The organism is Sphaerisporangium rhizosphaerae, from assembly GCF_042665155.1.
GTDB lineage: Bacteria > Actinomycetota > Actinomycetes > Streptosporangiales > Streptosporangiaceae > Sphaerisporangium > Sphaerisporangium rhizosphaerae.
Genome location: NZ_JBHTCG010000008.1, coordinates 338,940 through 365,763 on the forward strand (window position 1 = coordinate 338,940; position 26,824 = coordinate 365,763).

Genomic DNA, 26,824 nt, shown 5'->3' on the forward strand with positions numbered 1-26,824 from the left:
CGGTGGCGGCGCCCGAGGGGCACGCGGGATGACCGCCGTCGACCACCGGGCCGCCGCGGTGGCGGCGCCCGCCGAGACGGGAGGGCCCGCCGCCGACCCCGCCGGCCGCGGCACGCGGAAGGTCTTCTTCTTCACGATCCTGGCCGCCTCCTCCGCGGTGTTCCTGTACCCGTTCGTCTGGCTGGTCGTCGCCTCGCTCAAGCCGCGCGACCGCACGTTCGCCGACCCGTTCCTGCCGTGGCCGCGGCCGTTCGCGCCGCAGAACTACCTGGCGGCGTGGGACGCGGCGCCGGTGCTGAGCTGGCTGGTCAACTCGCTGGTCGTCGGGGTCGCCGCCGCGGCGACCGTCACGCTGTCCAGCGCGTTCGTCGCCTTCGGGTTCGCCTACTTCCGCTTTCCCGGCCGCAACCTGCTGTTCGGCGGCGTGCTGGCGACCATGATGCTGCCGGCGGTGGTCACGCTGGTGCCGACGTACCTGATCTGGAACGGCCTCGGGCTGACCGGGACCCAGGTGCCGCTGTGGGCGGGCAACGTGTTCGGCTCGGCCTTCTACATCTTCCTGCTGCGCCAGTTCCTGCTGGGCGTGCCGCGCTACGTCTTCGAGGCCGCCCGGGTGGACGGGGCGTCGTACTTCGACCTGTTCTGGCGCATCGCGCTGCCGCTGTCGCGGCCGGCGCTGATCATCGCCTTCGTCTTCGAGCTGAAGGCGAGCTGGTTCGACCTGATGCGGCCGCTCATCTACCTGCAGGACCCCGCGCTGTTCACGCTGCCGCGCGGGCTGAAGGCCATCGTCGACCAGTTCTACCAGGGCGGCGACCCGAAGTGGGAGATCGTCCTCGCGGCGAGCGTGGTCACCACGCTGCCGCTGGTGGTGGTCTTCTTCCTCGGCCAGCGCTACTTCGTCCAGGGCATCGCCACCACCGGCCGCCGCGGCTGAGCCCGGCGCCGGCGCGTCCCACCGGGACCGGTCGGGCCCTCCTCCTGGCTCCACAGCGGACTCCTCGTTGCGGCAATCGGACAACCATGTTTACTATATGGGCAACCAGGTTGACCTTTTGCGGCGACGCCGCCGCGTACGGAAAGAGGGCCCCATGTCCCCCAGCACGTCCCCCAGCACGTCCCTCGGCACGTCCCCCGGCACATCTACCGGCTCATCTACCGGTACGTCCGCCGACGTCTTCCCCGATCTGACTCCCGAGTCCGCGCCCGCCGGCGCCCGCGCCGCCATGGAGGGCGCGCGCGAGAAGCTCGGCCACCTCCCGGCCGCGGTGGCGCGGATGGCCGCCTCTCCCGAGGCGCTCAAGGGGTTCCTGGGGGCGAACGCCCTGTTCGAGCGGACCACCCTGGCCCCGCTCGACCGGGAGGTCGTCGTCATGACCGTCGTCACCCGCAACGCCTGCCACGTCTGCGTGGCGATGCACACCGCGGCGCTGTCCCGGCTGGAGGCCGCGCCCGAGCTGGTCGAGGCGCTGCGGACGCGGGCGCCGCTGCCGGATGCCCGCCTGGAGGCGCTGCGGCGCTTCACCCTCGCCGTGATGGACCACCTCGGCGCCGTCCCCGAGCAGGAGACGCGCGCCTTCCTTTCCGCCGGGCACACGCCGCGCAACGCCCTGGAGGTCGTCCTCGGCGTCGGCGCCTACACCATCTCCACCTACGCCAACCGGCTCACGGGCGCCCCCGTGGACCCGGCGCTCCAGGCCTTCGCGTGGGAGGAGGAGGTGGCCTGACCCCGCGCCGCCGGGCGGCGGCAGGCGGTAAATGCGATTGATTCGCACCTGCCAAACTTTTCTCATTACCGATAAAATGCCTTCGGCGGCACCGCCTCCCACCCCCGAGATAAGGATGCCGTCGTACATATACGGCAAATTGCTCAGAGTCGCTTCTGGAGGTTCCGCGGACAAGTGAGGCCTTTGAGCAGTTGTACGCCCTTGCGATGATCAGCGATATCCGGCGGCACGAAAAGCGGGACGGGACAGTCCGTAAGCCCGTCCCGCGCGCCGTCGCCGGCCCGGCGAACGGCCGCGCGCCCACGCGCCCGCGCAGGTGATCCCGGCCACGCGACATCTCCCCCGCATTCCGGCGCGCGAGCCACCCCCTACCCGCCCCCGAAACCGACCCCAGTGTTGGGCGGCCACCCGGAAAGCGCGGCACCCCACCCCCCCGTACAAGTGAATACCGCGTTCGTTGACGATCGATATGGCCGATGTGCACCATCACGAACACTCACAGATTCGCCCCGATCTGGAGATCCCTGGGGGGGTTGCACATGCCACGTGTCATCGAATACACCGACCCTGTACATGGTTGCCCGGGCTATTTGGTATATGACCGGGAAGATTGCCGTCTGGCCGCCGGCGGGTTCCGCGTCCAGCCGGGGCTGAAGGTCCAGACCCTCATCGACCTGGCCGAGCGCATGACGCTCAAGCAGCGCGTGCTCGGCATCAACGTCGACGGCGCCAAGTCGGGGCTCGCCTACGACCCCATGGCGGCCGACGCCGAAGAGGTGATCTCGCGCTTCCTGTCGTTCGTCTCCGGCGAGCTGACCACCCGCTACAGCATGGGCTGCGACATGGGCACCCGGTTCGAGGACCTGGAGCGCCTCGCGGCCGGCGTCGGGCTGCGGTCGGTGAAGTACGCGGTCAAGAACGCCCAGGGCTTCTCCGACGAGGAGTACTTCGCGCGCATGGGCCTGCTGGACGCCTCCGTCGGCCGGCGCACCGTGGGGCAGCGGCGCGCCGGACACGTGGTGGCGCACTCCGCCCTGGCCGCCGCCGACAGCGCCGGGTACCTGGCGACCGGGCTGCACGTCGCCATCCAGGGCTTCGGCAACCTCGGCAGGGCCGCCGCCGAGTCGCTGGTCGCCGAGGGCGCCGCCATCGTCGCCGTCGCCGACGCCTACGGCTGCGCGGTGCACCCGCGCGGCCTGGACGTCACCGCGATGCTGGAGCACGACCAGTCGCGGCCGGTGTCGGAACAGACCTCCCGGCTGGCGTGGCTGCCCGGCGAGACGCTGTTCGACCTGCCGGTGGACGTGCTGATCCTCGCCGCCGTCGAGAACGCCATCACCGTCGAGCAGGCCGAGGCCCTGCAGGCGCCCGTCGTGGTCGTCGGCGCCAACTGCGGCCTCAGCGAGGCCGCCGAGCAGGTGCTCAACGAGCGCGGCGTGCTGGTCGTGCCCGACTTCATCGGCGGCATCGGCGGGTCGGCCTCGATGGAGACGCTCTTCGGACCCGCCACGCTGCCCGAGCCGCACGAGGTGCTGGACAACGTCGCCTTCCTCACGCGCGAACTGGTGATCGACGTCATCGCCGGCTCCCGCACGCGAGGGATGTCACCGCGGCAGGTCGCGCTCGACATCGCGGCGAACGCCCCCGTCCACCCCGACCAGCCCCCGTACGGCCACAGCCCCTACGCCCGCGCGAGCCGGCGTCCGAAGGGCAACCGGGTCGCGACCTCTGCGTCCCGCCGCAGTGGCCTCATCGCCTCAGGAGAGAACCTATGAGCACCGACCAACCGTGCCGCCACGAGCGCAGCCACATCGTCGACTCCGCCTTCTACGGCCACCGCTACAGCACCGCCGCCAGCCGCCGCATCTTCTGCGACCGCTGCCGCTTCCAGCGCTGGCTCGACGTGGAGGCCGCGCTGGCGCTGGAGCAGGCCGCCCTCGGCATCATCCCGGCCGACGCCGCCCAGAAGATCGCCGCCGCGGCGAAGGTCGAGCGGCTGGACCTCGGCGCCGTCCGGGCCGAGATCCGGCGCACCAGCCACTCGCTGGTCGGCCTGCTGCGGGTGTTCCAGGCGTCCGTCCCGGACGGCGCCGGTGAGTTCGTGCACTACGGCGCGACCACCCAGGACATCCAGGACACCGCCCAGTCGCTGGAGATGCGCGACGTCGTGGACGCGATGGAGCACGAGCTGCTCGCGATCGTCACCCGGCTGGCCGACCTGGCCGAGACGCACGCCGAGACCGTCGCGCTCGGCCGCACGCACGCCCAGCCGGCGCTGCCCATCGGCTTCGGCCTGAAGATCGCCGGCTGGATGGACGAGATCCTGCGCAGCGGCGAGCGGCTGCGCGCCCTGCGCCCGCGCGTGCTGACCGCCGAGCTGTTCGGCGGCGTCGGCACGATGGCCGGCTTCGGCGACCAGGCGATCGACCTGCTGCGCGGCTTCTCCGCCCGCCTCGGTCTCAGCGCCGCGCCGCTGGCCTGGCACGTCGCCCGCGACCGCATCGCCGAGTTCGTCTCCACCCTGGCGATCGTCGCCGGGACCATGGGCCGCATCGCCGACGAGGTACGCCTGCTGGCGCGGCCGGAGTTCGGCGAGGTGGAGGAGGAGTGGCGGCTCGGCCGGGTCGGCAGCAGCACGATGCCGCACAAGCGCAACCCCGAGGCGTGCGAGCAGACCGTCATGCTGTCGCGCCTGTCCGCCGGCACGGTCGGCGTGGCGCTGGCCGCGATGAGCGGCGACCACGAGCGCGACTCCCGGTCGCTGCGCCTTGAGTGGGCGTGCGTGCCGGAGGTGTCGCACTACACCCTCGCGGCCTGCGACATCACGCGTCTCATCGTCGACGGTCTGAAGATCCACCCCGACCGGCTGCTGGAGAACACCAAGGTCGTCGCCGGGCAGATCGTGACCGAGCGGCTCATGCTCGCCCTGGGCAAGCACATCGGCAAGCAGACCGCCCACGAGCACGTCTACGAGCTGAGCCAGGAGTCCCGCAGCACCGGCACGCCGCTGGAGGACCTGATCCGCCAGAACGGCGTCGCGCAGCACCTCAGCGAGGAGGAGCTGGCCGGAATCTTCGACGTCTCCTCCTACCTCGGCCACTCCTCCGAGCTCACCATGTACACCGTCGCACAGGCCCGCGCGTGGGCGGCGGAGACCAGGCGCCTGCTGGGCAAGCCGGTGAAGGAGACCGCTCTTGCCCACCACTGAGGTCCGGGCCACGCCGGCCCTCGGCCGGGAGACGCTCGCGGACGTGCGCGAGATCACGCTGCCGCGCCCGCTGTTCGCCGGCATCGCCGGGCACGTCGTCCGCAAGCTCACCGGGCACTACATCGAGGGAGAGGTGTCCGAGCGCAAGGCGTTCGGCCTGCTGCTCGGCCGCCAGGCGGGGACGACCCTGCACGTGGCGGCCGTGCTCCCCCTGCTGGCCAACATGCGCAGGGACCCGGACATCGCCGATGACATGGACGAACTGGTCGACCAGTACGCCATCCCCTCGGAGACGCCCAACGACCAGCGGGGGTGGATCGCCCACCCCCGCGAGCTGATGGACGCCGAGGACTTCTGCGACGAGCACGGCCTCGCGGTGGTCGGCAACTACCACACCCACCGCGTCCCCTGGCCGCAGGACCCGCGCCGCGACACCTGCACCCGGCTGGACCGGCTGCTCGCCGAGGAGTCCGGCCAGTGGGTGTTCATCGTCTCGGCCACCGACCTGCACCGCATCACGGTGCGCGCCTTCTACGAGGGACAGAACGACCGCGAGGCGGACGTCCGGCTGCTGCCGGCCGCCCCCCACGCCATATCCATCGACAGGAAGAGCCATCGATGAGTTATATAGAGGACTACACGCAGGTCACCGGCTTCCACGGTCACAAGTGCCCGGGGTCGGCCGTCGGCCTGCGCATCGCGCACGTCGCCATCTCCCACCTCGGCCGGCACGGCGCCGACAACGAGGTCGTCGCGGTCGGCGAGACCGACGGGTGCGCCATAGACGCCGTCCAGGTGCTCACCGGATGCACCGTCGGCAACCGCCACATGATCCTGCAGGACAACGGCAAGGTGGCCTTCACCTTCTGGCGCGTCTCCGACGGAGCCGGACTGCGGGTCACCGCCAAGCCCGGCAGCGAGGCGTTCCGCGGCGAGGAGCTGTGGGCGCTGGCCCACAAGGTGGAGGGCGGCACGGCCACCGGCGAGGAGCGCGCCCGCTTCTCCCAGGCGCAGGCCGGGCGCATCCAGCGGATCCTCGCCGCCCCGGTCGACGAGATCCTGCTCATCGAGCCGGTCGCCGACGAGGCCCCCGCGGCCAAGAAGTCCCGGCCGCACGCCCCCTGTGACGGCTGCGAGGAGCTCACCAGCACCGCCGTGCTGCACGACCACCGCGGCCGTCTGCTCTGCCCGCCCTGCCACCTCGCCGCGCACGGCGGCGTGCTGCCCCCCGACCACGCGGGCCATGGCCACGGCCACGGTCACCAGGCCGAGCACAAGCACGGCCATGGCCATCTCCAGCACAACTGACCCGCGCCGGCGGTCCGCCCCGGCCCGCGGCCGGCACCACGCCGCGCCGCGGGCCCCGCTGGCGATCCGAGAAAGGGAATTTCATGTCCGATGACTTCGCCGCCGTCTTCGAGGCGCCCGTCGACCAGGCACCCGACCTCGACGAGCTGGTCGTGGCGACGATGACGTGGCACTTCTCGCCCTCGACCGGCAGCCGGTTCTGGATCGAGCAGGCCGCCTCGTTCGGGTTCGACCCACTGTCGGACGTCAAGACCTACGACGACCTCCAGCGTCTCTTCGCCGACGTGAAGATCGACTGGAGCACGATCCCCGCCCACACGCTCGTCCCCCGCGGCTGCCTCGACCGGCCCGGGCGCTTCGGCGTGTACGAGTCGGGTGGCACCACCGGCGCGCCCAAGCGCATCGTCGACGCCACCTCGCGCAGGCGCAACATCGAGTACCAGAGCATGTTCCTGGACGAGCAGGGCTTCCCGACCGGCGGCAAGCAGGCCGGATGGCTGCACATCGGACCGACCGGCCCGCACGTGATGGCCAAGAACATCGGCAACCTGACCGAGCTGCGCGGCTTCCTGGCCTACTTCGTCGACCTGGACCCGCGCTGGGTCAAGCGGTGCATCGCCACCGGCCGCCAGGACGAGTCCGACCGCTACATCGACCACATCCTCGACCAGGTCAGGGACGTGCTGCTGTCGCAGGACATCCAGGCCGTCTCCAGCACTCCCCGCATCCTGGAGCGCATCGTCGCCCGCCCCGACGTGTACGAGCCGCTGCGCGAGAAGGCGCGCGGCTTCATCTGGGGCGGCACCAGCATCGACGCCGAGACGCTGAGCCTGCTGGAGAACGAGGCCTTCCCCGGGGCCAAGTTCGCCGGGGCGTACGGCAACACGATGATGGGCATGGCCCCGCAGCGCACCCGCGTCGAGGGCGACCCGTCGCCGTGCGTCTTCCGCCCGTTCTACCCCTACACGGTGGTCGACGTCGTCGACCCCGTCGACCTCACCACGACGGTGCCGGTCGACACCCGCGGCGTCGTCAAGATCACCTCGCTGACCCGCGACCTGTTCATGCCGCCCACCGTCGAGCGCGACATGGTCACGCTGCGCGCGCCGCTGGACGACCACCCCGGCGTCGAGGTCTCCGACGTGCGGCCGAACGAGACCGCCAAGGAGACCATCATCGAGGGGGTCTACTGATGGCCGTGGCAACGGCGTACAAGGTCCCGCTCATCCGGGCGGGCGTCGCCGCCAAGTCGGCCGAGACGGTGCCGCTGCGCGGCGTCGACGGCACGCATCTGGCCGACGTGGACATGGCGCCGCCGCTGGCCGCCACGCTGACGGTCGCGGAGCTGCGGCGCCGCCCCGTCGGCGAGGCGCCGTCCGCCGAGACCTTCCGCCGCATGGGGGAGCTGTTCGGGACGGCCACGCTCAACGGGCTCACGCCGGCCGACTACTGCGAGATGCAGTCGCGCAGCGCCGGCGTGCCGATCTCCGTGGCGCGGCGCTCGGTCACCGACATGGCCGAGACCTGTGCGAACGCCCCGCTGCGCGTGGCCGCCGAGCGTCCGGCGGGCGCCGCGACGACCGTGGGGGCCGGGGAGATCAGGGCCGTGTGGCTGCGGCGCGGCGACACCCTGTCGGTGATCGCGCCGAGCAACAACCCGGGCACCCACACCCAGTGGGTGCACGCGCTGGCCTACGGCTACCAGTTGCTCGTGCGACCGGGCACCCGGGACCCGTTCACCCCGTCGCGGCTGATCGCCGCGGCGCTGGAGGCGGGGATGGAGCCCTCGCGCCTGTCGCTGCTGCCCGGCGGGCACGCCACGGCGGACGCGCTGGTCAAGGCGGCCGACCTGAGCCTGGTCTTCGGCGGTGACGCGGCCATCCGGCGCTACGCCGACAACCCCGGCCTGGTGCCGCGCGGGCCGGGCAGGTCCAAGCTTCTGCACACCGGCCCGATCACCGACCGGGCGCTGGAGGTGATCTGCGACTCGGTGGCCTACGACGCGGGGCTGCGGTGCACCAACGCCAGCGCCGTGTTCACCGACGGCGACCCGATGGAGCTCGGGCAGGCGATCGCCCGGCGGCTCGCCGCCCTGGTCGCCGCTCCGCCCCAGACCAGCGAGGCGCAGCTTCCGGTCATGCCGATCGAGCAGGCGCGGGCGATGCGCGCGCACCTGTCGTCCCGGCTGGCCGGGGCGGTGGAGGTCACCGCTCCGCTGTACCAGGACGGCGGGGTGGCCGACCTCGGCGACGGGTCGGCGGCGCTGCGGCCGGCCGTGCTGGTGTGCGACCGCCCCGACCACCCGGGCGGCGGCATCGAGCTGCCGTTCGCGTGCGTGTGGGTGCTGCCGTGGAGCCGGCGCGACCCGGTCACGCCGCTGAAGGACACGCTGGCGTTGTCGGTCGTGAGCGACGACGAGGAGCTGGCGCGGACCCTGCTGCGCGAGCCGTCGATCCGCAAGGTCGTCGTCGGCGGCCTGCCGACCCACGCGGCCGGGCCCACCAGCCCCCACGACGGCTACCTCAGCGGCGACCTCATGGAGGTGCGCGCCTACGGCATCGCCCCCCGCCCCTGACGGCGGCACCGCCGGCACGACGAACACGGGGCGGCGCACCGGCTGCGGACCGCGTACGCACCGCCTGACTGGACGAGAAGGGCCCACGACCCACCTTCTCTTCCAGTGGTCGTCGCACCACCCCTGTTGAGGGGATGGACTTCGCGATCCGACCGGCAAGAACGTGGGGGCGCCACCGATCACATCGGCGGCGCCCCCAGACGTGCGTGGCCGCTTGCGCTGGTTCCTTCAAGGCCGTGGGTGGGCGCGGAGCCCCTCGCAGACGATCGAAATCATGCGCTGCCGTGCAGTGTCGTCGATGCCGTCGCGTTCACGGGCCAGGCAGCCGACGACCAGCGCCTTGACGTCAGCGGCATCAACGTCCTGGCGCACCGCGCCGGCTTCTTGCGCCCTGGTGAGCAGGCCGCTCAGGGCATTCCCGAAGTCCCGGCTCGCGGCCGATGCGGCGGCTTGGATGTCGAAACCTGCGTTGCTGAGCGCGTCGCCGACCGAGTGGTCGGCCGCGCCTTCTTCCACCAGGACCGCGAAGAAGGCGAAGAACGCAGTGGCCGGGTCGTCGCCGGCGGCGAGTTCGTCGGCACGCTGGACGAGTTGCCCGATGCGGTCGAGTACGACGGCCCTGAACAGCGCGTCTTTGGTCGGGAAGTGCCTGCTGAAGGTGCCGGTGCCAACGCCCGCTCGCCGTGCGATCTCACGCACGGAAACGGAGGCGCCGTGCTCGGCGAAGGCGGCGAAGGCGGCCTGCAGAAGCCGTGCCTGGTTGCGCCGGCCGTCGGCACGCCGGCGCCTGACCGGGCTCAATGTGGCCTGGTCGTCCGCCGCGCCCGATTCCGGCTCGCCTGAGTATCGTTCCTGTGCCATTGATTCCGATCATAGGCACCGCGCCGCCCGTCACCGGCGGCGTCGACGGGCAGCACAGCTATATCTGGAAGGGCGAGGAAGCGGCGATCTCGTACTGCGTGATCTCCATGCCGAGTACGGCTGGGGTGGGCTGCGCCGGTCGGGCCATCGCTGCCAGGTGGGCTGCGAGGTGTTCTTTGGACTCCCACCGCTCGTACACGTTAACGCGGCCGGGTTCGACAGGGTCGGCGGCTACTACGTAGTCCAGACATCCCGGTTCAGCTCGCGTCTGTCGCAGAGACGCTTCCAAACTCGTGAGTAACGCTTCGCGGTGCTGCGGATCGACGTAGCCCTTGCCTGCGACGATCAACATGTTCGACCTCCGTTTGCATGGCGTTGCACGGCACGATAACACTTAAACGGGACGCGCGTCCCGTATAGTTGTGGCGCACCACCCCCCAGAGAGGCGGCACAATGCATCTGGCCATCTTCGGCGCAACTGGTCGTACCGGTCGTGTTGTCCTCGATCAGGCTCTCCAGAGCGGACATCAGGTGACCGCGCTGAGCAGGAACCCGGCGATGATCGCGCAGCATGAACGCCTCCGCGTGGTGACCGGCGACGTGCGCGACTCCGCGCCTGTCGCGCAGACGATCGAGGATGCGCACGCGGTCGTCAGCACCCTCGGCAGGCAGCGACACGGACCAGCGATCTGCACCGAGGGAACCCGCACGATCCTGTCGGCAATGGCCGCCGGCCGACCGCGTCGGCTCCTCGTTCTCAGCAACTACGGCGTCGCCGAAAGCCGTCACCGCAGCCTCTACGTCGCCGTCTCCTGGCTCTTGGAACGGTCAGTGCTACGCGACAAAGAGCACATGGAAGCCCTGGTACGACCCAGCGAGACCGAGTGGACGCTGGTCCGGGCGCCGATCCTCACCAACGGACCGCGGACCGGCCGCTACCGTACCGGTTCGGACCTCCGGCTGACTTTCACCTCCAAGGTGTCCCGCGCGGACATCGCCGAGTTCATGCTGTCCGAACTCGAAGACAACGCCTACCTACGCCAAGGCGTCGCCATCACGTCCTGAAACAGACCCCGGGGGCCGCACCAGTGTGCACTCGACGAGCGCGGCGAACGGATCGTGGTGTTCCTTGCGCACATGTCCCGCCCACGGTCGCGGGCCCTTCGCCGTACGGTCGCGTGCCCTTCGTCCTACGCCGGGTGAGGGCACGCGTGAGCAGGCGCCATCACGGTGACCCGACGACGGCGAGCCGGGGCTCGCCGGGGCCTGGGAGAGGCGCGCATGACGGGCGCGTCCGGACCTGGTAGGAGACGGCGGCGATGGCGAGGGCCCAGCCGTATCCGGCGAACGCCAGGGAGGCCGCCCCGCCGAGGCCGAAGAGCGACCCACCGTTGTGCCGCAGGACGCCGGTCGCGGCCAGAATCAGGCTTCCCGTGCCGTACAGGGCCAAGGTCGGGGCTATCACCCAGACCGGGGTCAGTGGCAGGAACCGGGGTACCCGCCGGCCGGCGAACCACAACGTCCAGCGGGGGAAGACCATGCCCCATGGCCGGACCAGCCCTGACAACAGGAAGACGGCCAGAGCGATGCCGCACAGGAGGGCGACGAGCGCGGCCCAGGGTGGACGGTACCCGCCGGGCTCGATGCCGGACACGCCGACCACGCCGAGGCTGTGCAGGGCGAGGTAGGGCAGGAACGCGCAACAGCCCGCGTACGCGACGCGGCGCACCCGAAGCGGTGCCGCGTGCGGCGCGGGGTGTCGCAGGCCGCTGGTCTCCGGCGGGTGGGAGCGGCCACAGCGCGGGCAGACGCCGGCCGTACGGCGGGTGTACGACAGCGCGGTCGCCACGAACAGCGCCCCGACGACGGCCAGGCATAGACGCTCGGAGAAGTTCACCCAGGCGCCGTTGCCATGGCGGTCACGCACCGTACCGGTCAGCACCAGTTCGATCAGGTTGAGCAGCACCCAGCAGCTGCCCGCCAAGGCGAACACGGCCACGACCCAGGCGCCGGCGGACAGGACCGCCGACGGCACCCTGCGCCCCCACGGGCGTAGCGTGCCCGCCGCGACGACGGAGCCGGCCAGCAGGACCCCCGCTGCCGGCCAGGTGAGATCCGGCAGGCCGATGTCGGGCAACCCGATGAAGGAGCGGTATCCCGCCGGCGCCGCCACCAGGAGAACCACGCCGTACGCGGCGGCCAGCCCGCTCGCGGCGTACCCCGCCCATGACGGCCACCGGCGCCACCCGCTCAACACCCCGGAACTCACCACAGGCACCCTTCTCCCACGAGCACGACCGGGAAAAGGCTCCCGCACCGGACCTTTGACGGCGCTGAGAGAGGCTGAGAGCCCACTCAGGATTCCGGCCGCCCTCGTGGCCCTCCATCCCCCGGGGAGGTGGTCAGCGTGGGAGGTCCGGGGGGATGTCGGTGCCGCGGACCCAGGGTTTGATGTCCAGGACCGGGGTGCCGTCGACCAGGTCGACGCCCTGGAAGTGGACGACGCCGTCCTCGACGCGCAGTACGCGCACGAGGCTCATCCCGAGACGGCTCGGGCGGTTCGGGGAGCGGGTGGAGAACACCCCCCGGTGCCCGCCGCCCCTCGCCCCGCCGCGCGGGACGCACTTCAGCGCTCCGGCCTCGTCGTCGTCCTGGGAGTGCAGCCAGGTCAGCAGCCAGATGTGCGACCATCGCTCCAGGCCGGCCAGCCCGTCGGCGAACCGGTCGTAGACGACCACCTTGCCGGGCTCGCCGTAGTTCTCCGTGGCCTGCGCCGGGGCGTCCTGCGGCCGGGCGTAGCCGGTCACCACGTAACCGATCGGGCTGACCTGGACCGGCTGCTGGACGCCGGGGTCGGCGGTCTGCTCGGGCACGTCATCGACCTCGATTCACGGGAAAGGCATCCACGCGCGGATGCTCGTCGGATCGTACGGGGCACCTGCGAATATCCCACATCGGCGCTCCACGCGGCCGCGTGCGCAGGTATTGCGAAATAGGATTCTTCATCCCTTTTATGGGTGTTTTCGGGTGCCCCCTACGGGCGGTGGCACCCTTGCTCCGGCACGCGGAGCCACCCGACAATGCAGGCTCAGTGATTTCCAGGACCATGGGGGGGTTCATGCCGTCCGGCATTCCGTCACGCCCCCCGTCCTTCCGCGGCGGCCCTCTCTCGTGACCGAGGAGCGGCGGCCGCTTTCCTGTGACCGATTTTCAGTGACCAAGGAGTGAACGCGTGACAGAGCGCACAGATGTTCTGGTCGTCGGCGCCGGCGTCATCGGGCTCACCACGGCCGTGCACCTGGCCGAACAGGGCCTGGCGGTGCGGCTGCGCGGCGACCAGCCGCCGCGCGAGACGACCTCCGCGGCCGCCATGGCCGTGCTGAGCGGTCCCCTGCTGTCCGACCCCGCCGACACCGCGAGCTGGGAGCCGTACGAGACCGTCGCCGCCTGGCACCGCCTGGGCCTGGACACCTTCGCCGAGCTCGCCGGGCTGCCCGGCACGGGCGTGCGGGTCACCCCCGGCCGGTGGGCGAGCCGCACCGAGATCGCCGACGCCTCCTGGATCCACCGGCTGCCCGGCTACGAGCCCTGCGCGCCCGAGGAGCACCCCGGCTTCGCCCTGGCCTTCCGGATGACGGTGCCCATCGTGGACATGCCGGTCTACTTCGAGCACCTGACGGAACGGCTGGTGGCCGCCGGAGGCGCCCTGGAGATCGGCTCGGTGGCGTCCCTGGACGAGGCCGCCGCCGAGGCGCCGGTCGTCGTCAACTGCACCGGCGCCTACGCCCAGCGCCTGGCCGGCGACCCCGAGGTCCGTCCGATGCGCGGCCAGCACGTGATCGTCGAGAACCCCGGCGTCACCGACTACTTCTACGAGTTCAGCAAGGGCCCCAAGCTGACGGCGTTCATGCCGCACGGCGACCGGCTCGTCTGCGGCGGCACCGCCACCAGGGACGACTGGAGCCGCGAGCCCGACCCCGTCCAGACCGAGGAGATCATCGCCCGCTGCGCCGCCGTCGACCCGCGCATCGCCGGCGCGCGCGTCCTCGGCGTGGAGACCGGCCTGCGCGCCGGCCGTCCCCGCGTCCGGCTCGAGGAGGAGACGGCCGGCGGCGCCCGCGTCATCCACAACTACGGGCACGCGGGCGCCGGGGTCGGCCTGTCCTGGGGATGCGCGCACGAGGTCGGACGGCTCGTCCAGCGCACCGGCCGCGTCGCCTAGCGGGTCGTGAGCGCGCCGCCGTTGACGTTGAGCACCTGACCGGTGACGTGCCGGGCCGCCGGGGAGGCCAGGAAGACGACCGCGCCGGCGATGTCCTCGGGGTAACCGGCGCGCCCGTTCATCGTCTCGGCCACCCGCGCCTCGTGGAACTGCTGCCCGTTGCGGTCGCGGAAGAACTCGGTGTCGGCGATGTACCCGGGCGAGACCACGTTCGAGGTGATGTCGCGGGCGCCGAGCTGACGCGCCAGGAACAGGTTCCAGGAGTTCAGCCCGGCCTTGGCCGCGCCGTAGGAGCCCGCGCCCCGGTCGGCGGCGAAGGACCCGATGTGGACGACCGCGCCGCCGGGGGCGAGCTGCTTGTCCAGGGCGGCCGTCATCAGCACCGCGCTGACCAGGTTGCCCTCCAGGTTCGCCCGCCACGCCGCGGCCAGGGCGTGCAGGTTGTCCGGCGTGCGCGGCCCCTGTCCGCTCAGCCCGACCGCGCCCAGCTGCGGGGCGCCGGGGCCGGGGCCGTCCAGGTCGCGGTTGCCGCCGGCGTTGTTGACCAGCACGTCCACCGTCGTGGGCAGCTGGTCGCGCAGCGCCTCGATCTGGTCGGGGTCGGTGGCGTCGCAGACGACGGTGCTCACGCCGTCCCCGAGCCGCGAACGCGCCTCGGCCAGGACCGGCTCGCGCCGCCCGGTGATGTAGACGTGCGCGCCCTGCTCGGCGAAGGCCGCGGCGACGGCGTAGCCGATGCCCGTGCCCCCTCCGGTGACAACAACCGTCCGTGTCATGTCGGGTATCTCCAGTTCGGTTCGTAGGTCTGGTGTGGCTTCGCGGCGCGCGGCGGCGCCGGGGTCAGGCGGGGACGGTGGCGCGGGAGAACCGGGCCCGGGCGAGCGCGCCCACGACCGTGACGGGCAGGGTCACCAGCGCCGCGATGCCGAACAGCAGGCGGAACTGGCCGCCGGCCGCGAGCCCGCCGACGGCGGCCGTGCTCAGAGCGGCCCCGGTGAACACCGCGGAGGCGACCACGGCCGCGGCCGTGCCGCGCACGTCGGGGGGCGACGCCTCGATCATCCAGGTCTGGATGGTCGACTGCGCGATGGCCAGGGCCATCCCCGCCAGCAGGCCGGCCGCCAGGATCGCCGGAATGGTCTGGCTGAAGGCCGCGGCCAGGAAGCCCACGAGCAGCAGCGTGCAGCCGCCGCCGAACAGCCCGGCGGCGGTCACGCGCGAGTCGATCGAACGCACGATCACTCCGCCGACCACGGCGCCGAGGCCGTAGGAGCCGGTGACGATGCCGGCGATCGCCGCGTTCTTGCCGTGCACCTGGAGCGCGGAGCTGAAGAAGTTGTAGAACCCGACCATCGCCGCGCCCTCGAAGAAGGCGAAGATCGTCAGGAAGCGGAACCATCCGCCGCGGAAGACCTCGCCGAGCCGCCTGAGCGCGTCCCGGCCGCTGATCTTGACGGCCAGCGTCTCCGGCAGCCTGCCGTACAGCGCCGCGAGCACCGCCGCCCCCGCCGCGACGAGGAAGATGGCGGCCCGCCAGTTGATCAGATCGTTCAGCACGCCGGCGCTGATGGTGCCGGTGGCGGTGCCGATCGCCGCGACCGACATCAGGCCGGCCATCACCCGCTGGCGCCGGCCCGGCGGCACCCGGTCGCCGATGTAGGCCACGGTCACCGGCGCCAGCGCGGCGGCGAACGCCCCGGCCACGGCCCGGCCGGTGATCAGCAGCGCGACGTTGGGGGCCAGCGCCGCGATGAGGTTGCCCAGCGACACCCCGGCGAGCCCGAGGCGCATGACGCGCACCCGCCCGGCGGAGTCCGACAGGAGCCCGTAGAACGGCTGCATGACGCCGAACAGCAGCAAGTAGGCGGTCAGCGCGAGCGTGACCGCGGCCAGGCCGACGTGGAAGTGGTTCGCCACCGGGACGAGCAGCGGAGTGATCATGATCACGTTGGCTTGGACGAGGAACCATCCGGCGTACGGGATCGCCATGCCGTTCTTCTCGAGCGTCTGCTGAGCCATCGCATTCCTCACTCGGGCCGGAACCCGATCAGGCTCCGGCGTGCCATGGACCGGGGTCGCCGTCTCGCGGGCGCGCGCCTTCCGTGAGATCGCCGCCGCGCGAATTCCCCGTCACGCGGCCCGGGTTCTCGCCGGCGAAGAAAAGCGGAACGGTTACCAGAGAAATTCTGGGGAGCCGGCATGCGCAGGGCAAGCGGGGCGGCGTTAATGGCGGGGAATTCTGGGGTGGTCCGCCGCGCCCGGCATCTCCGATACCCGTTTCCCGGCCGCCGCGCAACCCCAGAGTTCCATTTTCTCGTGTTATTCCACAGCCTGGGTACACCGGTCACGACCGGGCCGTCGCCACGTTTTCGCGCAGGACAGCAACAGGGAAGATGCGGCGTTCGCCCCGGCGCATGACGATAGGGCTCGATCACCGTTCACCGATTTCACGCATCCGGCATGTCGCGGATCAGCCGCCTATGGCCAGGCGTGCGCATGAACGCGTGGCGCCGACGGAACACGGGGAGAGGTGTCCTGATGCCGGCCGCAGACATCACGACCGCAGGTGAGGCTAACGCGCTCGCCGACCGGCGCGTCACGCCGTGCGGGATGCTTCTCTCGGCGGTCGCCAATGACGCCGGCGACTACGAGATAATGGCGATCAGCGCATTGGCGCCCGGCGACTCGCCGCGCCTTTCCGGCGAGGACGCCGGGCACACCCGCCTGCTCGCCGAGTCCGACGACGACCTGCCGCCCATCCTCGTGCACCGCGGCACCATGCGCGTCATCGACGGGATGCACCGGTTGCGCGCCGCCCTGCTGCGCGGCGACGAGAAGATCAAGGTGCGGCTCTTCGACGGGGACGAGGAGACCGCGTTCGTCATGGCCGTGGAGGCGAACACCGCCCACGGCCTGCCGCTGTCGCTCGCCGACCGCGAGGCGGCCGCCGCCCGCATCGTCGTCTCGCGGCCCCAGTGGTCGGACCGGGCGATCGCCTCGGTCACCGGCCTGTCGGCCAAGACCGTCGACACCATCCGCCGCGCGGCCACGCCGGGCGTGCCGCAGCCGCTCAGCCGCATCGGGCGCGACGGCCGCGTCCGGCCGCTCACCAGCGCCGAGGGCCGGCGCCGCGCCTGCGAGCTGTTCACCGCCCGCCCGGACGCGTCGCTGCGCCAGGTGGCCGAGCAGGCCGGCATCTCGCTCGGCACGGCCCGCGACGTGCGCAACCGCATGATGCGCGGCGAGGACCCCATCCCGCCGCAGCAGCGCGCACGGGACGAGCGCCGCGAGCCCGCGGGCGCCGAGCGCCGGCTGCGGCGGGTCGCCGCCGCTGGGCGCGCGGACCGGCCCAAGGACCCTGCGGCGATCCTCCACCAACTCCAGCGGGACCCCTCGGTGCGCTTCACCGACTCCGGGCGCACGCTGCTGCGCTGGCTCAACGAGCACACGGCCGGGGTGCGCGGCTGGGAGGACCTCAGCGGGACGATGCCCTCGCACTGCGCCTACATGATCGCCGACCTGGCGTGCGCGGTCGCCGAGGAGTGGCTGGAGTTCGCCGAGCACGTCCGCCGGCGCGCCGAGACCACCGCCTGATCCCCCTCTGCGCCGTTCGACCGCCTGGCACCGCCCCGCGGCGCCCCGCCGTTCCCCGCCGTTCCCCGCCGGTCGGCGGCGGTCGGCGGCGGTCGGCGGCGGTCAGCGGCGGGGCGGCGGGACGGGCAGGTGCGCGAACTCGGGATGGTGCCAGGGCAGGGGCACCGGCTCGTCCGGCACCTCGCCCGCGTACAACCGCTCCAGCAGGCCCGCCAGCCCCAGCGGGCGGACGCGTTCCTCGGTGACCCGCAGGTCGGGCAGCGTCCACCAGCGGTGCCCGACCATGTCGCGCCGCTCGTACTCCATGAGACCGGAGGTGTCCATGACGAGCTCGGCCACCCGGAGGAAGAAGAAGGTCTCGACCGAGTAGTACATCTTGCCGTCCCAGCCGCCGCGCCAGTGACCGGCCGTGGTGGCGACCACCGGCCCGAGCAGGTCGGGCGTGACGCGGTGGCCGGTCTCCTCCCGCAGCTCGCGGGCCGCGGCGACCTCCACCGTCTCGCCCGGGTCGATGCCGCCGCCCGGCGTCAGCCAGGTGGCGTCGTGGAAGTGGAGCAGCAGCAGCCGGTCGGCTTCGTCGGCCACCAGGACGCGCGCCGTGGGACGCAGGATGGGCTTGCGCACAGCGTAGAGCCTAGGATCCGCGCGCCGCCGCCGCGACGGGATTACCGCCGGTGTCGGTGCCGGGTGGTTGTATCTGTCTCGTGGAGGTCTCCGTCGAGCAGCTCGTGTACGTCCGCGAGGACGAGTACACGGTCGCCCGCATGAGCGCCGAGGATGCGCCCGGGTTCGTCGCCGCGGGCCGCGTCCTCGCGGGCGTGCAGCCCGGAGAGACGCTGCGGCTCACCGGCGACTGGGAGGATCATCCGCGCCACGGCCGCCGCATGACGGTCACCGCGTGCGAGCGGGTGGCGCCGTCCACGGTCCGCGCCATCCGGGTGTACCTCGGCTCGGGGCTGATCCGCGGCATCGGCCCCCGGCTGGCCCACGCGATCGTCAGCCACTTCGGCGAGTCCAGCCTGACCGTCATCGACACCGAGCCCGACCGGCTCAGGGAGGTCGTCAACATCGGCCCGGTGCGCCAGGCGCAGATCGTCGAGGCGTGGGCCGAGCAGAAGGCCGTCGCCGCGCTGATGGTCGTGCTGCAGGGCTTCGGGGTCAGCCCGCTGCTCGCGGCCAAGGTGTACCAAACGTTCGGCGCCGAGTCGGCCGACATCCTGACCCGCGATCCGTACCGCCTCATCGGCCGGGTGCGCGGCATCGCGTTCACCACCGCCGACAAGATCGCCCTGCGGTCCGGGGTGCCCGAGCGCAGTCCGCAGCGCGTCCAGGCGGCGATCATCGACCGGCTGGAGGCCGCGGCCGCCGGCTCGGGGCACTGCTTCCTGCCGCTGCCCACCCTGCTCGCCCAGGCCGCCGACCTGCTCGGCCAGGACGACGAACTGGTCCGGCAGATGGTGGACGCCCTGGCGGCCGAGCGGCGGGTGGTCGTCGAAGCCTCCCTCACCGACGCCCGCCAGACCGCGGTGTACGCCAAGGAGCAGCATGCCCGCGAAGTGCGGCTGGCGGCCAACCTGGCCCGCCTGCACCACGCGCGTTCCACCCTGCCCATGCGCCCGTTCCAGGAGGACCCCGGCCTCAACGACGACCAGCGCGCGGCGGTCACCACGGCGCTGACCAGCACCGTCTCGGTCCTCACCGGCGGTCCCGGCTGCGGCAAGAGCCACACCGTGCGGGTGATCGCCGCGACGGTGCGGGCGATGGGCGGCTCGGTCACCCTCACCGCGCCCACCGGCAAGGCGGCCAAGCGGCTGTCGGAGCTCACCGGCCTGCCCGCCACGACGATCCACCGCATGCTGGCCCACCAGCCCGACCCCGACTCCGGAACGCTGTTCGAGCAGACGCCCGCGCAGGCCGACCTCATCGTGGTGGACGAGGCGTCCATGCTCGACCTGCACCTGGCCACCCGGCTCACCTCGGCCCTCACCCCGGGCAGCCACCTGCTGCTGGTCGGCGACGGCGACCAGCTCCCGAGCATCGGCCCGGGCAGCGTCCTGGCCGACCTGCTGCGCGTGGAGGAGATCCCCCGGGTCCGGCTCACCCACGTCTTCCGCCAGGCCGGCGGCAGCGCCATCATCCGCGCCGCCCACCGCGTCCGGGCGGGCGAGGTGCCCGCGCTGCCGGGCGGCGGCGGCTTCTGGTTCGAGGAACTGGACGACCCCGAGCAGGTCGCCAAGCGGGTGGTCCACCTGGCGACCGAGGCGATCCCGCGCAAGCAGAACGTGCCGGCCGACCAGGTGCAGGTGCTGTGCCCGATGCGCAAGGGCGCCGCGGGCACCGCCGCCATCGGCCGGGTCCTGCAAGAGCGGCTCAACCCGGCCGGCGAGGGCAAGGCCGAGCACTGGTCGGGCGACACCGTCTTCCGCGTCGGCGACCGGGTGATGCCGATCCGCAACAACTACGACAAGGGCGTCTTCAACGGCGAGACGGGCACGATCACCGCGATCGACGTGGCCGAGCGCCTGGTGGAGATCCACATCGACGACGGCGGCCCGGTGACCTACGGCTTCGACCGCCTCGACGAGCTGACGCACGCGTACGCCATCAGCGTGCACCGCTCGCAGGGCAGCGAGTACCCCATCGTGGTCGCCCCGCTCGTCGCCGAGTACGGCGGGGTCATGCTGCAGCGCAGGCTGCTCTACACCCTGGTCACCCGGGCCCGCTCGTGGGTGGTCCTCGTCGGGTCCCGCGACGCGCTCGAGCTGGCCGTCCACCGCCTCGGCCACCGCCGCAACACCACCCTGGCCCCGCGCCTGTCCCTCATGCTGCGCGCCTCCTCCTGAGCCCGCCCGATCCTTCGCGCCCGGGTCGCCGGCGCGCGCGGACGGCCGGTGGGTGGCCGGTGGACGGCCGGTGGACGGCCGCCGCACTCGGCCACGCTGGCCCGCCCTGGCCCGTGCCGGTCCGTGCTGGCCCGTGCCGATCCGCGCCGATCCGCGCCGGTCGTTTCCCCAGTGCGCGACGCGCCTTGCGGCCTGTTGACGGGTGCTCGAAAGCAAACCGTAAACGCCTCCCGGCACAGTCGAGACCACGGCGCCGAGACGACCCGAGGGAGGCCGGAGATGACGGACAGCGGACCGCTGAGGCTGGCGGTCATCGTCGGCAGCACCCGCAAGGGCCGGTTCGGGCCCACCGCCGCCGCGTGGTTCGCGGCGCAGGCCCGCAAACGCCGCGACCTGGAGGTGGACCTGGTGGACCTGGCCGAGGCCCGGCTGCCCGACACCCTCCGCGACCACGACGAGGCCCTCCCGGACCAGGTGCGGGCTCTCGGCCCCCGGCTGGGCGCCGCCGACGCGTTCGCGGTGGTCACCCCGGAGTACAACCGGAGCTTCCCCGCGCCGCTCAAGACCGCCATCGACTGGTTCTACGACGAGTGGCGGGCCAAGCCGGTCACCTTCGTCGCCTACGGCCGCGAGTCGGGCGGCCTGCACGCCACCGCCCACCTGCGCGAGATCTTCGCCGAGCTGCACGCGGTGGCCATCCGCGGCGCGGTCAGCCTGCCGTGCTACTGGGAGCAGTACGCCTCCGACGGCACCTGGCCCAAGGCCACCGCCACCTGCAACACGACGGTCAAGACGGTGCTGGACGAGCTGACCTGGTGGGCCCACGCACTACGCGACGCGCGGACCAGACGCCCCTTCACTCACTGACTCACCAGAGCCGTCGTCATCACCCGTGCGCCGGCCTCCCGACCTCACCCCACCATCTGGAAGGAACACTCATGAAGGACGTTCAGCAGCAGGTCCAGGACGCCATCGACGGGCTCGTCGCCTCCGGCGCGGAGCTCGGCCTCCAGGTCGCCGTGTACCGGCGCGGCGAGCTCGTCGTCGACGCCGTCGCGGGCACGGCCGACGCGGCGACCGGCAGGCCGGTCACGCCGGACACGCCCTTCCACGTCACCTCGACCGGCAAGGGGGCGGCCTCGGCCGTCGTGCACGTCCTGGCCGAACGCGGCGCGCTGTCCTACGACACGCCCATTGTGGAACTGTGGCCGGAGTTCGGCGCGCACGGCAAGCAGGGCGCGACCGTGCGGCACGCCCTGACGCACTCCACGGGCGTGCCCGCCCTGCCGGTGGACACCACGCCGGAGGACCTCATCGACTGGCACAAGATGTGCGCGACGATCGCCGGCGCCGTCCCGTGGTGGGAGCCGGGCGCCAAGACGGGCTACCACCCGCAGTCGTACGGGTACATCGTCGGCGAGATCGTCCGGCGCGTCACCGGCACGCCGATCTCGCAGGTGCTCCGGCAGGAGGTGGCGGCGCCGCTGGGCGTCGCCGACGAGCTGTACTTCGGCGTCCCGTCGGCCGAGCTCGGCCGCGTCGCCCGCCTCGCGGACCCGGCGGGCGGGGCCATGGAGATGACCCCCGAGATGATGGCGGCGATGGCCGAGCAGGTGCCGTTCTTCAGGGTGGTGGACGGCTGGAGCGCGGCGCCGCCGGCGGCGATGCCGACGGCGGCGTTCTGCAACCGGCCCGACGTGCTCACCGCCGACATCCCGGCCGGCGGCGTGATGACCGCCCGCGCCATCGCGCGCGTGTACGCCGCCCTCATGGACGAGGTGGAGGGGGTGCGCCTGGTCTCCCCGGACCGGCTGCGGGAGATCACCACCGCCGCGGTGACCGGCGTCGACGAGGTCATCGGGTTCCCGGCCACCCGGGGGCTGGGCTACGACATCGGCTTCTCCGGTCCGCTGGACGCCCCCACCCGGTTCGGCATGGCCGGCAGCGGTGGCACCGCCGCCTACGCCGACACCGCCAGTGGCGTCGTGACCGCCTTGGCCAAGACCACCGTCTCCCCCGGCGACTACACCGCCTACCACCAGATCAGCGCCCTGATCGCCAAGGCCCTCACCCCCCGTTGACCCACCGCACCCCGCCGGAGACCGGTTCGGCGCACGGAGCGGTGGGGTGGGCCCGGGGCGCGTTATCGTGAAGGTCATGCGTTTCGGGGTCCTCGGACCGGTGGCGGTGTGGACCGGTGACGGCGTCCCCGTCACGGTGCCCGGCCTGAAGGTCCGCGCCCTGCTGGCGGCGTTGCTGATGTACGAAGGACGGCCGGTGTCCGCCGACCGGCTCGTCGAGCACCTGTGGGGCGACCGGCCGCCGGGCAACCCGTCCGGCACGTTGTCGGCCAAGGTCTCCCAGCTGCGCCGAGCGCTGGAGGACGCCGAGCCGGGCGGCCGCGACCTGGTCGTGTCACCTCCGCCCGGATATGTGCTGCGGGCGGAGGCCGCCGCGGTCGACGCCCGGCGGTTCGCGGCGATGACGGCCCAGGCGCGCGAGACCGGCGACCCGCGGGCCAGGGCCGGCCTGCTGTCCGGCGCCCTGGCGCTGTGGCGGGGGCCGGCGTTCGCCGACTTCGCCGACGAGCCGTTCCTCCAGGCGAGCGTCGCCATGCTGGAGGAGCGACGGCTCACCGCGCTGGAGGACCTCGCCGAGACGCGGCTGGCGCTCGGCCTGCACGCCGTGGTCGCCGACGACCTCGGCGACCACGTGGCCCGCCACCCGCTACGGGAACGGCCGCGCGCCCTGCACATGCTCGCCCTGTACCGGGACGGACGGCAGGCGGAGGCGCTGGAGAGCTACGAGCGCCTGCGAACCCACCTGGCGGAGGAACTGGGGCTGGACCCCGGCCGCGAGATCGCCGCCCTCCACCGGTCGATCCTTTCTCAGGACGCGGCGCTGACCGTCCCTCTGGACGCGGCGGCCCCGTTCGCCTACCCCGGCATGTCCGGACCGGCGAACTCCTTCGATGTCCCTCGTACGGGGAGACCGAACTCCCCCGACATGGCCGGCCCGGCGGCCCCTTTCGGTACGGGCGGAGCGGCTTCCGGCGGGGGGCCGGCAGGGGACGACGGCTCGGGAAGGCTCGGTCCGGCACGAGACGGCCACGCGGGCGACGACCCGGCAGGCGCGGGGGCGGCGGCGCGGCCGAGGTCGAACCTGCCCACGGCGATCGCCGGGCTCATCGGCCGCGAGGACGCGGTGGCCGAGGTGCGCGCGTCACTTCAGCACGCCAGGCTGGTCACGCTGACCGGCTCGGGCGGGGTGGGCAAGACCCGGCTGGCGATGGAGGCCGCCGCCCCGCTGGCCGAGTCATGTCCCGACGGAGCGTGGCTCGCCGAGCTGGGCGCGTTCGACCGGGCCGGAGCCCGCGACGCGCTGGAGTCGCTCACCGACATGGTGATGGCCGTCCTGGACGTCCGCGACGTCGCCGGGCCCCGCGAGCCGGCCGGGCCGGTCGAGCGGCTGGCCCGCGCGATTCGCACCCGCCGCATGCTCCTGGTGCTCGACAACTGCGAGCACGTGATCGAGGAGGCGGCCGAGCTGGCGGCCTCACTGCTGCGCGCCGCGCCGGGGCTGCGCGTGCTGGCCACCAGCCGTGAGCCCCTGGGCCTGGCCGGTGAGGTGGTGTTGCCCGTCCCGCCGCTCGAGGTCCCCGGCCCGGCCGGGCGAGCTGACCCGGCGACGCTGGAGCACTTCAGCGCGGTCCGCCTGTTCGTGGACCGGGCGGGCGCCGCGGCGCGCGGGTTCACGCTGACCCCCGAGAACGCCGAGGCCGTCGCGCTGCTGTGCCGGCGGCTGGACGGCATCCCGCTCGCCCTTGAGCTGGCGGCCACGCGAGTGCGGGCGCTCGGGATCCGCGGCCTGGTCGCGGGGCTGGACGACCGGTTCCGGCTGCTGGCGACCGGGCACCGCGGCGCGCCGCCGCGCCAGCAGACGCTCATGGCCATGATCGACTGGAGCTGGCAGCTCCTCACCCCGGCCGAGCGCACGGTCCTGCGCCGCCTGGCCGTCCACGCGGACGGCTGCACCTTGGAGGCCGCCCACGCCGTCCGCGCGGAGGACGACGACACCGGCGAGGTGCTGGCGCGGCTGGTGGACCGCTCGCTCGTCGTGATGACCGACCGGGGGGACGACGCGCCGCGCTACCGCCTGCTGGAGTCGGTGGCCGCCTACTGCGCCGACCGCATGGACGAGGCGGGCGAGTCGCGGCGGATGGCCGGGCGGCACCGCCGGTACTACACCGCTCTGGCCGAGAGCGCCGAACCGCACCTGTACGGCCCCGAGCAGGGACGGTGGCTGCGGCGCCTGGACGCCGAGGCCGCCAACCTGCGCGCCGCGCTCGACAGCGCACTGTGCGAAGGGGACGCGGGCGTGGCACTGCGCCTGGTCAACGCGCTGACCTGGTACTGGTTCCTGCGCGGCCGCCTGGACGAGGCCCGCCGCTCCCTCCGGGCGGCGCTGGCCGCGACCGCCGAGTCCCCGCCGGCGCCGACAGCGGCCGACTCACACGCGCCGTCGGGAGCGTCCGGTGAACCGGCCGCGACGATGCCGGGGACGGCGGGTGCCGGGGGGCTGCGAAGCGCTCGGGCGCGGGCGACGGCGTGGCACACCGGGATCTCGTTCCTGCTGGGCGACATCGCGGACTGGCCGGCCCGCCACGAGGAGGCGCTGCGCGCCTACGACGGCGTGGACGACCCAGGGGCGCGAGCCAGGGCCGAGTGGTTTCTCGCGTTCGCCGAGATCGACCTCGGCGACGTGGCCGCCACGGGCGCGTCGATCGCCCGGGCCCTGGACGCCTTCGAGTCCGGCGGGGACGCGTGGGGCGTGGCGGCGGCGCTCGGCCTGCGGGCCAAGCACGCGCATGTGCGAGGAGACACGGCCGCGCTGGAACGGGACGGCGCCCGCAGCGCGGCGCTGTTCCGCGAGCTCGGCGACCGGTGGGGCCTGCTGCAGGCCACCGAGTGGCTGGGCGCGCACGCGGGCCTCACCGGTGACCACGAACGGGCCAACCACCTGCACCTGGAAGGGCTGCGCATCGCCTCCGACCTCGGGCTCTGGACCGACGTCTCCGGCCGCCTGTCCTGGCTGGGCTGGATCGCGATGCAGTGCGGCGACCACCCGGCGGCGCGCGCCTACTGCGAGGAAGGGCTGGAGCTGGCCACCGAGCAGGCGTCTCCTCTGGGCGCGGTGTTCGCCGAGATGGGCCTCGCCTTCGCCGCGCGCAGGCAGGGCGATCTGGACGTCGCCGAGGAGCACCTGCGCAACCTCGCCGGCGCCGCCGACCGGCAGGGCACCGGGCCGGGACGACCGCTGTACGCGCCGAGCGTGCTCGTCGAACTGGGCTACGTCGCCGAGTTGCGCGGGGACGCGGACGCGGCACTCGCCAGGCATGGGGAGGCGTTCACCATCGCGATGGACCTGGGCGCCTCCGGGGACATCGCGCTGGCGCTGGCCGGCATGGCGGGCGCGTGCGCGCTCGGCGGACGCCCCGCTCTCGCCGCTCGACTGCTCGGCGCGGCGGCGGCCGTCCGGGAGTCGGCGAGCCTGACCGTCACGCCCGCGGAGGAGGGCGACGCCCGGCGCGCCACCGGCATGGCGCGGGCCGCGCTCGGCGATGGCCTGTTCACCGACCTGTTCGCCCAGGGCCGCACGCTCAGTCCCCAGCAGGCCCGCGCCCTCCTCGGCACCGCCACCGTCGCCTGAGTCCGTGGGACGGGTGAATGGGTTCGGGCCGGGTGGTGTCTCCACCACCCGGCCCGAACCCGGCGGAACCGGCCCGGCCGGTCCGCCGGCCGCTGCTCTGTCATGGCCGCCACGCCGTGGCGCTCCCGAGTCCGGCCGGTGCGGACACCGGCCGGACCCACCTACCTGCCCGTCAGGGGCTGGTGCAGGTGGCGGTGGGGGTGGCCGCGGAGCCGTTGGCGGTGAAGCCGAAGGTCGTGGACCCGTTCGCCGGGATGGACCCGTTGTAGGCGGCGTTCTTCACCGACACGTTGGAGCCGGAGACGGTCGGTGTTCCGCTCCACACGCTGCTGAAGCTCTGCCCGCTCGGCCAGGTCCACTGCACGGTCCACCCGTTGACCGCCGAGGAGCCCGCGGTGATCGTCACCGTCGTCTGGAAGCCGCCCGGCCAGCTGCTGACCGTGCTCAGCGTCGCCGAGCACGCCCCGGTGCCCGGCGTGGGCGTCGGAGTCGGGGTCGGGGTGGGGTTCGGGGTGGGGGTCACCGTGGGAGTGGGGGTCGGCGTGGGCGAGGGGCCCGGGCCGGCCGAGTTGAGGGCGTTGAGGACCGAGGTGTAGGCGGCCTTCTTGTTGCCACTGGTGTCGAACAGCAGGGGGCTGGTGTTGGCGCCAAGCCAGGAGTCGCTGTCGCGTACGCCCCAGACGGTGATGCCGACGCAGCGGGACACCGCAAGGCAGTCGTTGGCCACCGACTGGTAGGTCTGCGCGGAGCCGCCCTGGATGTCCAGTTCGGTGATCG

Annotated in this window: 23 protein-coding genes; 15 read left to right on the top strand and 8 right to left on the bottom strand. The window is 72.9% G+C overall.

Annotated elements, in window-relative coordinates:
• The first annotated feature begins 28 nt into the window (after nucleotides 1-28).
• From ACFQSB_RS15350 to ACFQSB_RS15385, 8 genes are all read left to right on the top strand, one after another.
• Nucleotides 29-937 carry a carbohydrate ABC transporter permease gene (locus ACFQSB_RS15350; RefSeq protein WP_380827100.1) on the top strand — a complete coding sequence of 303 codons (909 nt, stop codon included), beginning with the start codon at nucleotides 29-31 and terminating at the stop codon, nucleotides 935-937.
• Nucleotides 938-1,091: 154 nt separating this feature from the next.
• Entirely contained in the window at nucleotides 1,092-1,727 is a 636-nt protein-coding gene (locus ACFQSB_RS15355; protein WP_380827103.1) for a carboxymuconolactone decarboxylase family protein, read from the top strand.
• A gap of 590 nt (nucleotides 1,728-2,317) precedes the next feature.
• Nucleotides 2,318-3,502 (top strand): Glu/Leu/Phe/Val dehydrogenase dimerization domain-containing protein, encoded by a 1,185-nt coding sequence (locus ACFQSB_RS15360; protein WP_354841568.1) that lies wholly within the window; start codon nucleotides 2,318-2,320, stop codon nucleotides 3,500-3,502.
• Nucleotides 3,499-4,935, top strand: a complete 1,437-nt coding sequence (locus ACFQSB_RS15365) for a class-II fumarase/aspartase family protein (RefSeq protein ID WP_354841565.1) — start codon at nucleotides 3,499-3,501, stop codon at nucleotides 4,933-4,935. Before ACFQSB_RS15360 ends, ACFQSB_RS15365 begins: the two co-directional genes overlap by 4 nt.
• Complete coding sequence (locus ACFQSB_RS15370) at nucleotides 4,922-5,557, top strand: MPN domain-containing protein (RefSeq protein WP_380827105.1); 636 nt, start codon at nucleotides 4,922-4,924, stop codon at nucleotides 5,555-5,557. Before ACFQSB_RS15365 ends, ACFQSB_RS15370 begins: the two co-directional genes overlap by 14 nt.
• Nucleotides 5,554-6,243, top strand: coding sequence for an FmdE family protein (locus ACFQSB_RS15375; RefSeq protein ID WP_380827107.1), 690 nt, complete (start codon nucleotides 5,554-5,556; stop codon nucleotides 6,241-6,243). Before ACFQSB_RS15370 ends, ACFQSB_RS15375 begins: the two co-directional genes overlap by 4 nt.
• Nucleotides 6,244-6,326: 83 nt before the next feature.
• Nucleotides 6,327-7,436, top strand: a complete 1,110-nt coding sequence (locus ACFQSB_RS15380) for a phenazine biosynthesis protein (protein ID WP_354841556.1) — start codon at nucleotides 6,327-6,329, stop codon at nucleotides 7,434-7,436.
• On the top strand, nucleotides 7,436-8,818 hold the full coding sequence (locus ACFQSB_RS15385; RefSeq protein ID WP_380827109.1) for an aldehyde dehydrogenase family protein: 1,383 nt from the start codon (nucleotides 7,436-7,438) through the stop codon (nucleotides 8,816-8,818). Before ACFQSB_RS15380 ends, ACFQSB_RS15385 begins: the two co-directional genes overlap by 1 nt.
• A 228-nt stretch (nucleotides 8,819-9,046) precedes the next feature.
• Here ACFQSB_RS15385 and ACFQSB_RS15390 read toward each other — a convergent pair whose 3' ends face one another.
• Together ACFQSB_RS15390 and ACFQSB_RS15395 are read right to left on the bottom strand one after the other, a co-directional pair.
• Nucleotides 9,047-9,679, bottom strand: a complete 633-nt coding sequence (locus ACFQSB_RS15390) for a TetR/AcrR family transcriptional regulator (protein WP_380827111.1) — start codon at nucleotides 9,677-9,679, stop codon at nucleotides 9,047-9,049.
• 58 nt (nucleotides 9,680-9,737) lie between these two features.
• Nucleotides 9,738-10,031, bottom strand: coding sequence for a putative quinol monooxygenase (locus tag ACFQSB_RS15395; RefSeq protein ID WP_380827113.1), 294 nt, complete (start codon nucleotides 10,029-10,031; stop codon nucleotides 9,738-9,740).
• A 101-nt stretch (nucleotides 10,032-10,132) separates the two neighbouring features.
• Here ACFQSB_RS15395 and ACFQSB_RS15400 point away from each other — a divergent pair, with 101 nt between their 5' ends.
• Nucleotides 10,133-10,744, top strand: a complete 612-nt coding sequence (locus ACFQSB_RS15400; protein WP_380827115.1) for an NAD(P)-dependent oxidoreductase — start codon at nucleotides 10,133-10,135, stop codon at nucleotides 10,742-10,744.
• 160 nt (nucleotides 10,745-10,904) lie between these two features.
• On the opposite strand, the gene ACFQSB_RS15405 is transcribed toward ACFQSB_RS15400, so the two are convergent.
• Together ACFQSB_RS15405 and tsaA are read right to left on the bottom strand one after the other, a co-directional pair.
• Nucleotides 10,905-11,948, bottom strand: coding sequence for a hypothetical protein (locus ACFQSB_RS15405; protein ID WP_380827116.1), 1,044 nt, complete (start codon nucleotides 11,946-11,948; stop codon nucleotides 10,905-10,907).
• Between the two features lie 133 nt (nucleotides 11,949-12,081).
• Nucleotides 12,082-12,552, bottom strand: coding sequence for a tRNA (N6-threonylcarbamoyladenosine(37)-N6)-methyltransferase TrmO (tsaA, locus tag ACFQSB_RS15410; RefSeq protein WP_354841550.1), 471 nt, complete (start codon nucleotides 12,550-12,552; stop codon nucleotides 12,082-12,084).
• A gap of 359 nt (nucleotides 12,553-12,911) precedes the next feature.
• Here tsaA and ACFQSB_RS15415 point away from each other — a divergent pair, with 359 nt between their 5' ends.
• Entirely contained in the window at nucleotides 12,912-13,901 is a 990-nt protein-coding gene (locus ACFQSB_RS15415) for an FAD-dependent oxidoreductase (RefSeq protein ID WP_380827117.1), read from the top strand.
• Here the strand turns inward: ACFQSB_RS15415 and ACFQSB_RS15420 are convergent.
• The gene (locus tag ACFQSB_RS15420) at nucleotides 13,898-14,677 is read right to left on the bottom strand and encodes an SDR family NAD(P)-dependent oxidoreductase (RefSeq protein ID WP_380827118.1); all 780 of its coding nucleotides are present in this window, start codon (nucleotides 14,675-14,677) and stop codon (nucleotides 13,898-13,900) included. The genes ACFQSB_RS15415 and ACFQSB_RS15420 overlap by 4 nt on opposite strands.
• A 64-nt stretch (nucleotides 14,678-14,741) precedes the next feature.
• Nucleotides 14,742-15,920 (bottom strand): MFS transporter, encoded by a 1,179-nt coding sequence (locus ACFQSB_RS15425; protein WP_380827119.1) that lies wholly within the window; start codon nucleotides 15,918-15,920, stop codon nucleotides 14,742-14,744.
• 519 nt (nucleotides 15,921-16,439) lie between these two features.
• Between ACFQSB_RS15425 and ACFQSB_RS15430 the strand changes: the two genes are divergently transcribed.
• Complete coding sequence (locus ACFQSB_RS15430; RefSeq protein ID WP_380827121.1) at nucleotides 16,440-17,495, top strand: ParB/RepB/Spo0J family partition protein; 1,056 nt, start codon at nucleotides 16,440-16,442, stop codon at nucleotides 17,493-17,495.
• A gap of 102 nt (nucleotides 17,496-17,597) precedes the next feature.
• Here the strand turns inward: ACFQSB_RS15430 and ACFQSB_RS15435 are convergent, their stop codons facing one another.
• Complete coding sequence (locus ACFQSB_RS15435; RefSeq protein ID WP_380827122.1) at nucleotides 17,598-18,119, bottom strand: NUDIX hydrolase; 522 nt, start codon at nucleotides 18,117-18,119, stop codon at nucleotides 17,598-17,600.
• 80 nt (nucleotides 18,120-18,199) lie between these two features.
• On the opposite strand from ACFQSB_RS15435, the gene recD2 reads away from it, so the two are divergent.
• The 4 genes from recD2 to ACFQSB_RS15455 all read left to right on the top strand — a co-directional run bounded on the left by recD2 (nucleotide 18,200) and on the right by ACFQSB_RS15455 (nucleotide 26,047).
• A complete protein-coding gene (gene recD2 / locus ACFQSB_RS15440; protein WP_380827124.1) occupies nucleotides 18,200-20,338 on the top strand; it encodes an SF1B family DNA helicase RecD2 in 2,139 nt (712 codons plus the stop codon).
• A 279-nt stretch (nucleotides 20,339-20,617) separates the two neighbouring features.
• Nucleotides 20,618-21,205, top strand: a complete 588-nt coding sequence (locus ACFQSB_RS15445; protein ID WP_380827126.1) for an NADPH-dependent FMN reductase — start codon at nucleotides 20,618-20,620, stop codon at nucleotides 21,203-21,205.
• Nucleotides 21,206-21,276: 71 nt separating this feature from the next.
• On the top strand, nucleotides 21,277-22,419 hold the full coding sequence (locus ACFQSB_RS15450; protein ID WP_380827127.1) for a serine hydrolase domain-containing protein: 1,143 nt from the start codon (nucleotides 21,277-21,279) through the stop codon (nucleotides 22,417-22,419).
• 76 nt (nucleotides 22,420-22,495) lie between these two features.
• Nucleotides 22,496-26,047: an AfsR/SARP family transcriptional regulator gene (locus ACFQSB_RS15455; RefSeq protein ID WP_380827129.1), complete on the top strand. Its 3,552-nt coding sequence runs from the start codon at nucleotides 22,496-22,498 to the stop codon at nucleotides 26,045-26,047.
• A gap of 172 nt (nucleotides 26,048-26,219) precedes the next feature.
• On the opposite strand, the gene ACFQSB_RS15460 is transcribed toward ACFQSB_RS15455, so the two are convergent.
• A partial coding sequence (locus tag ACFQSB_RS15460; RefSeq protein WP_380827130.1) for a cellulose binding domain-containing protein occupies nucleotides 26,220-26,824 on the bottom strand: 605 nt, incomplete at its 5' end.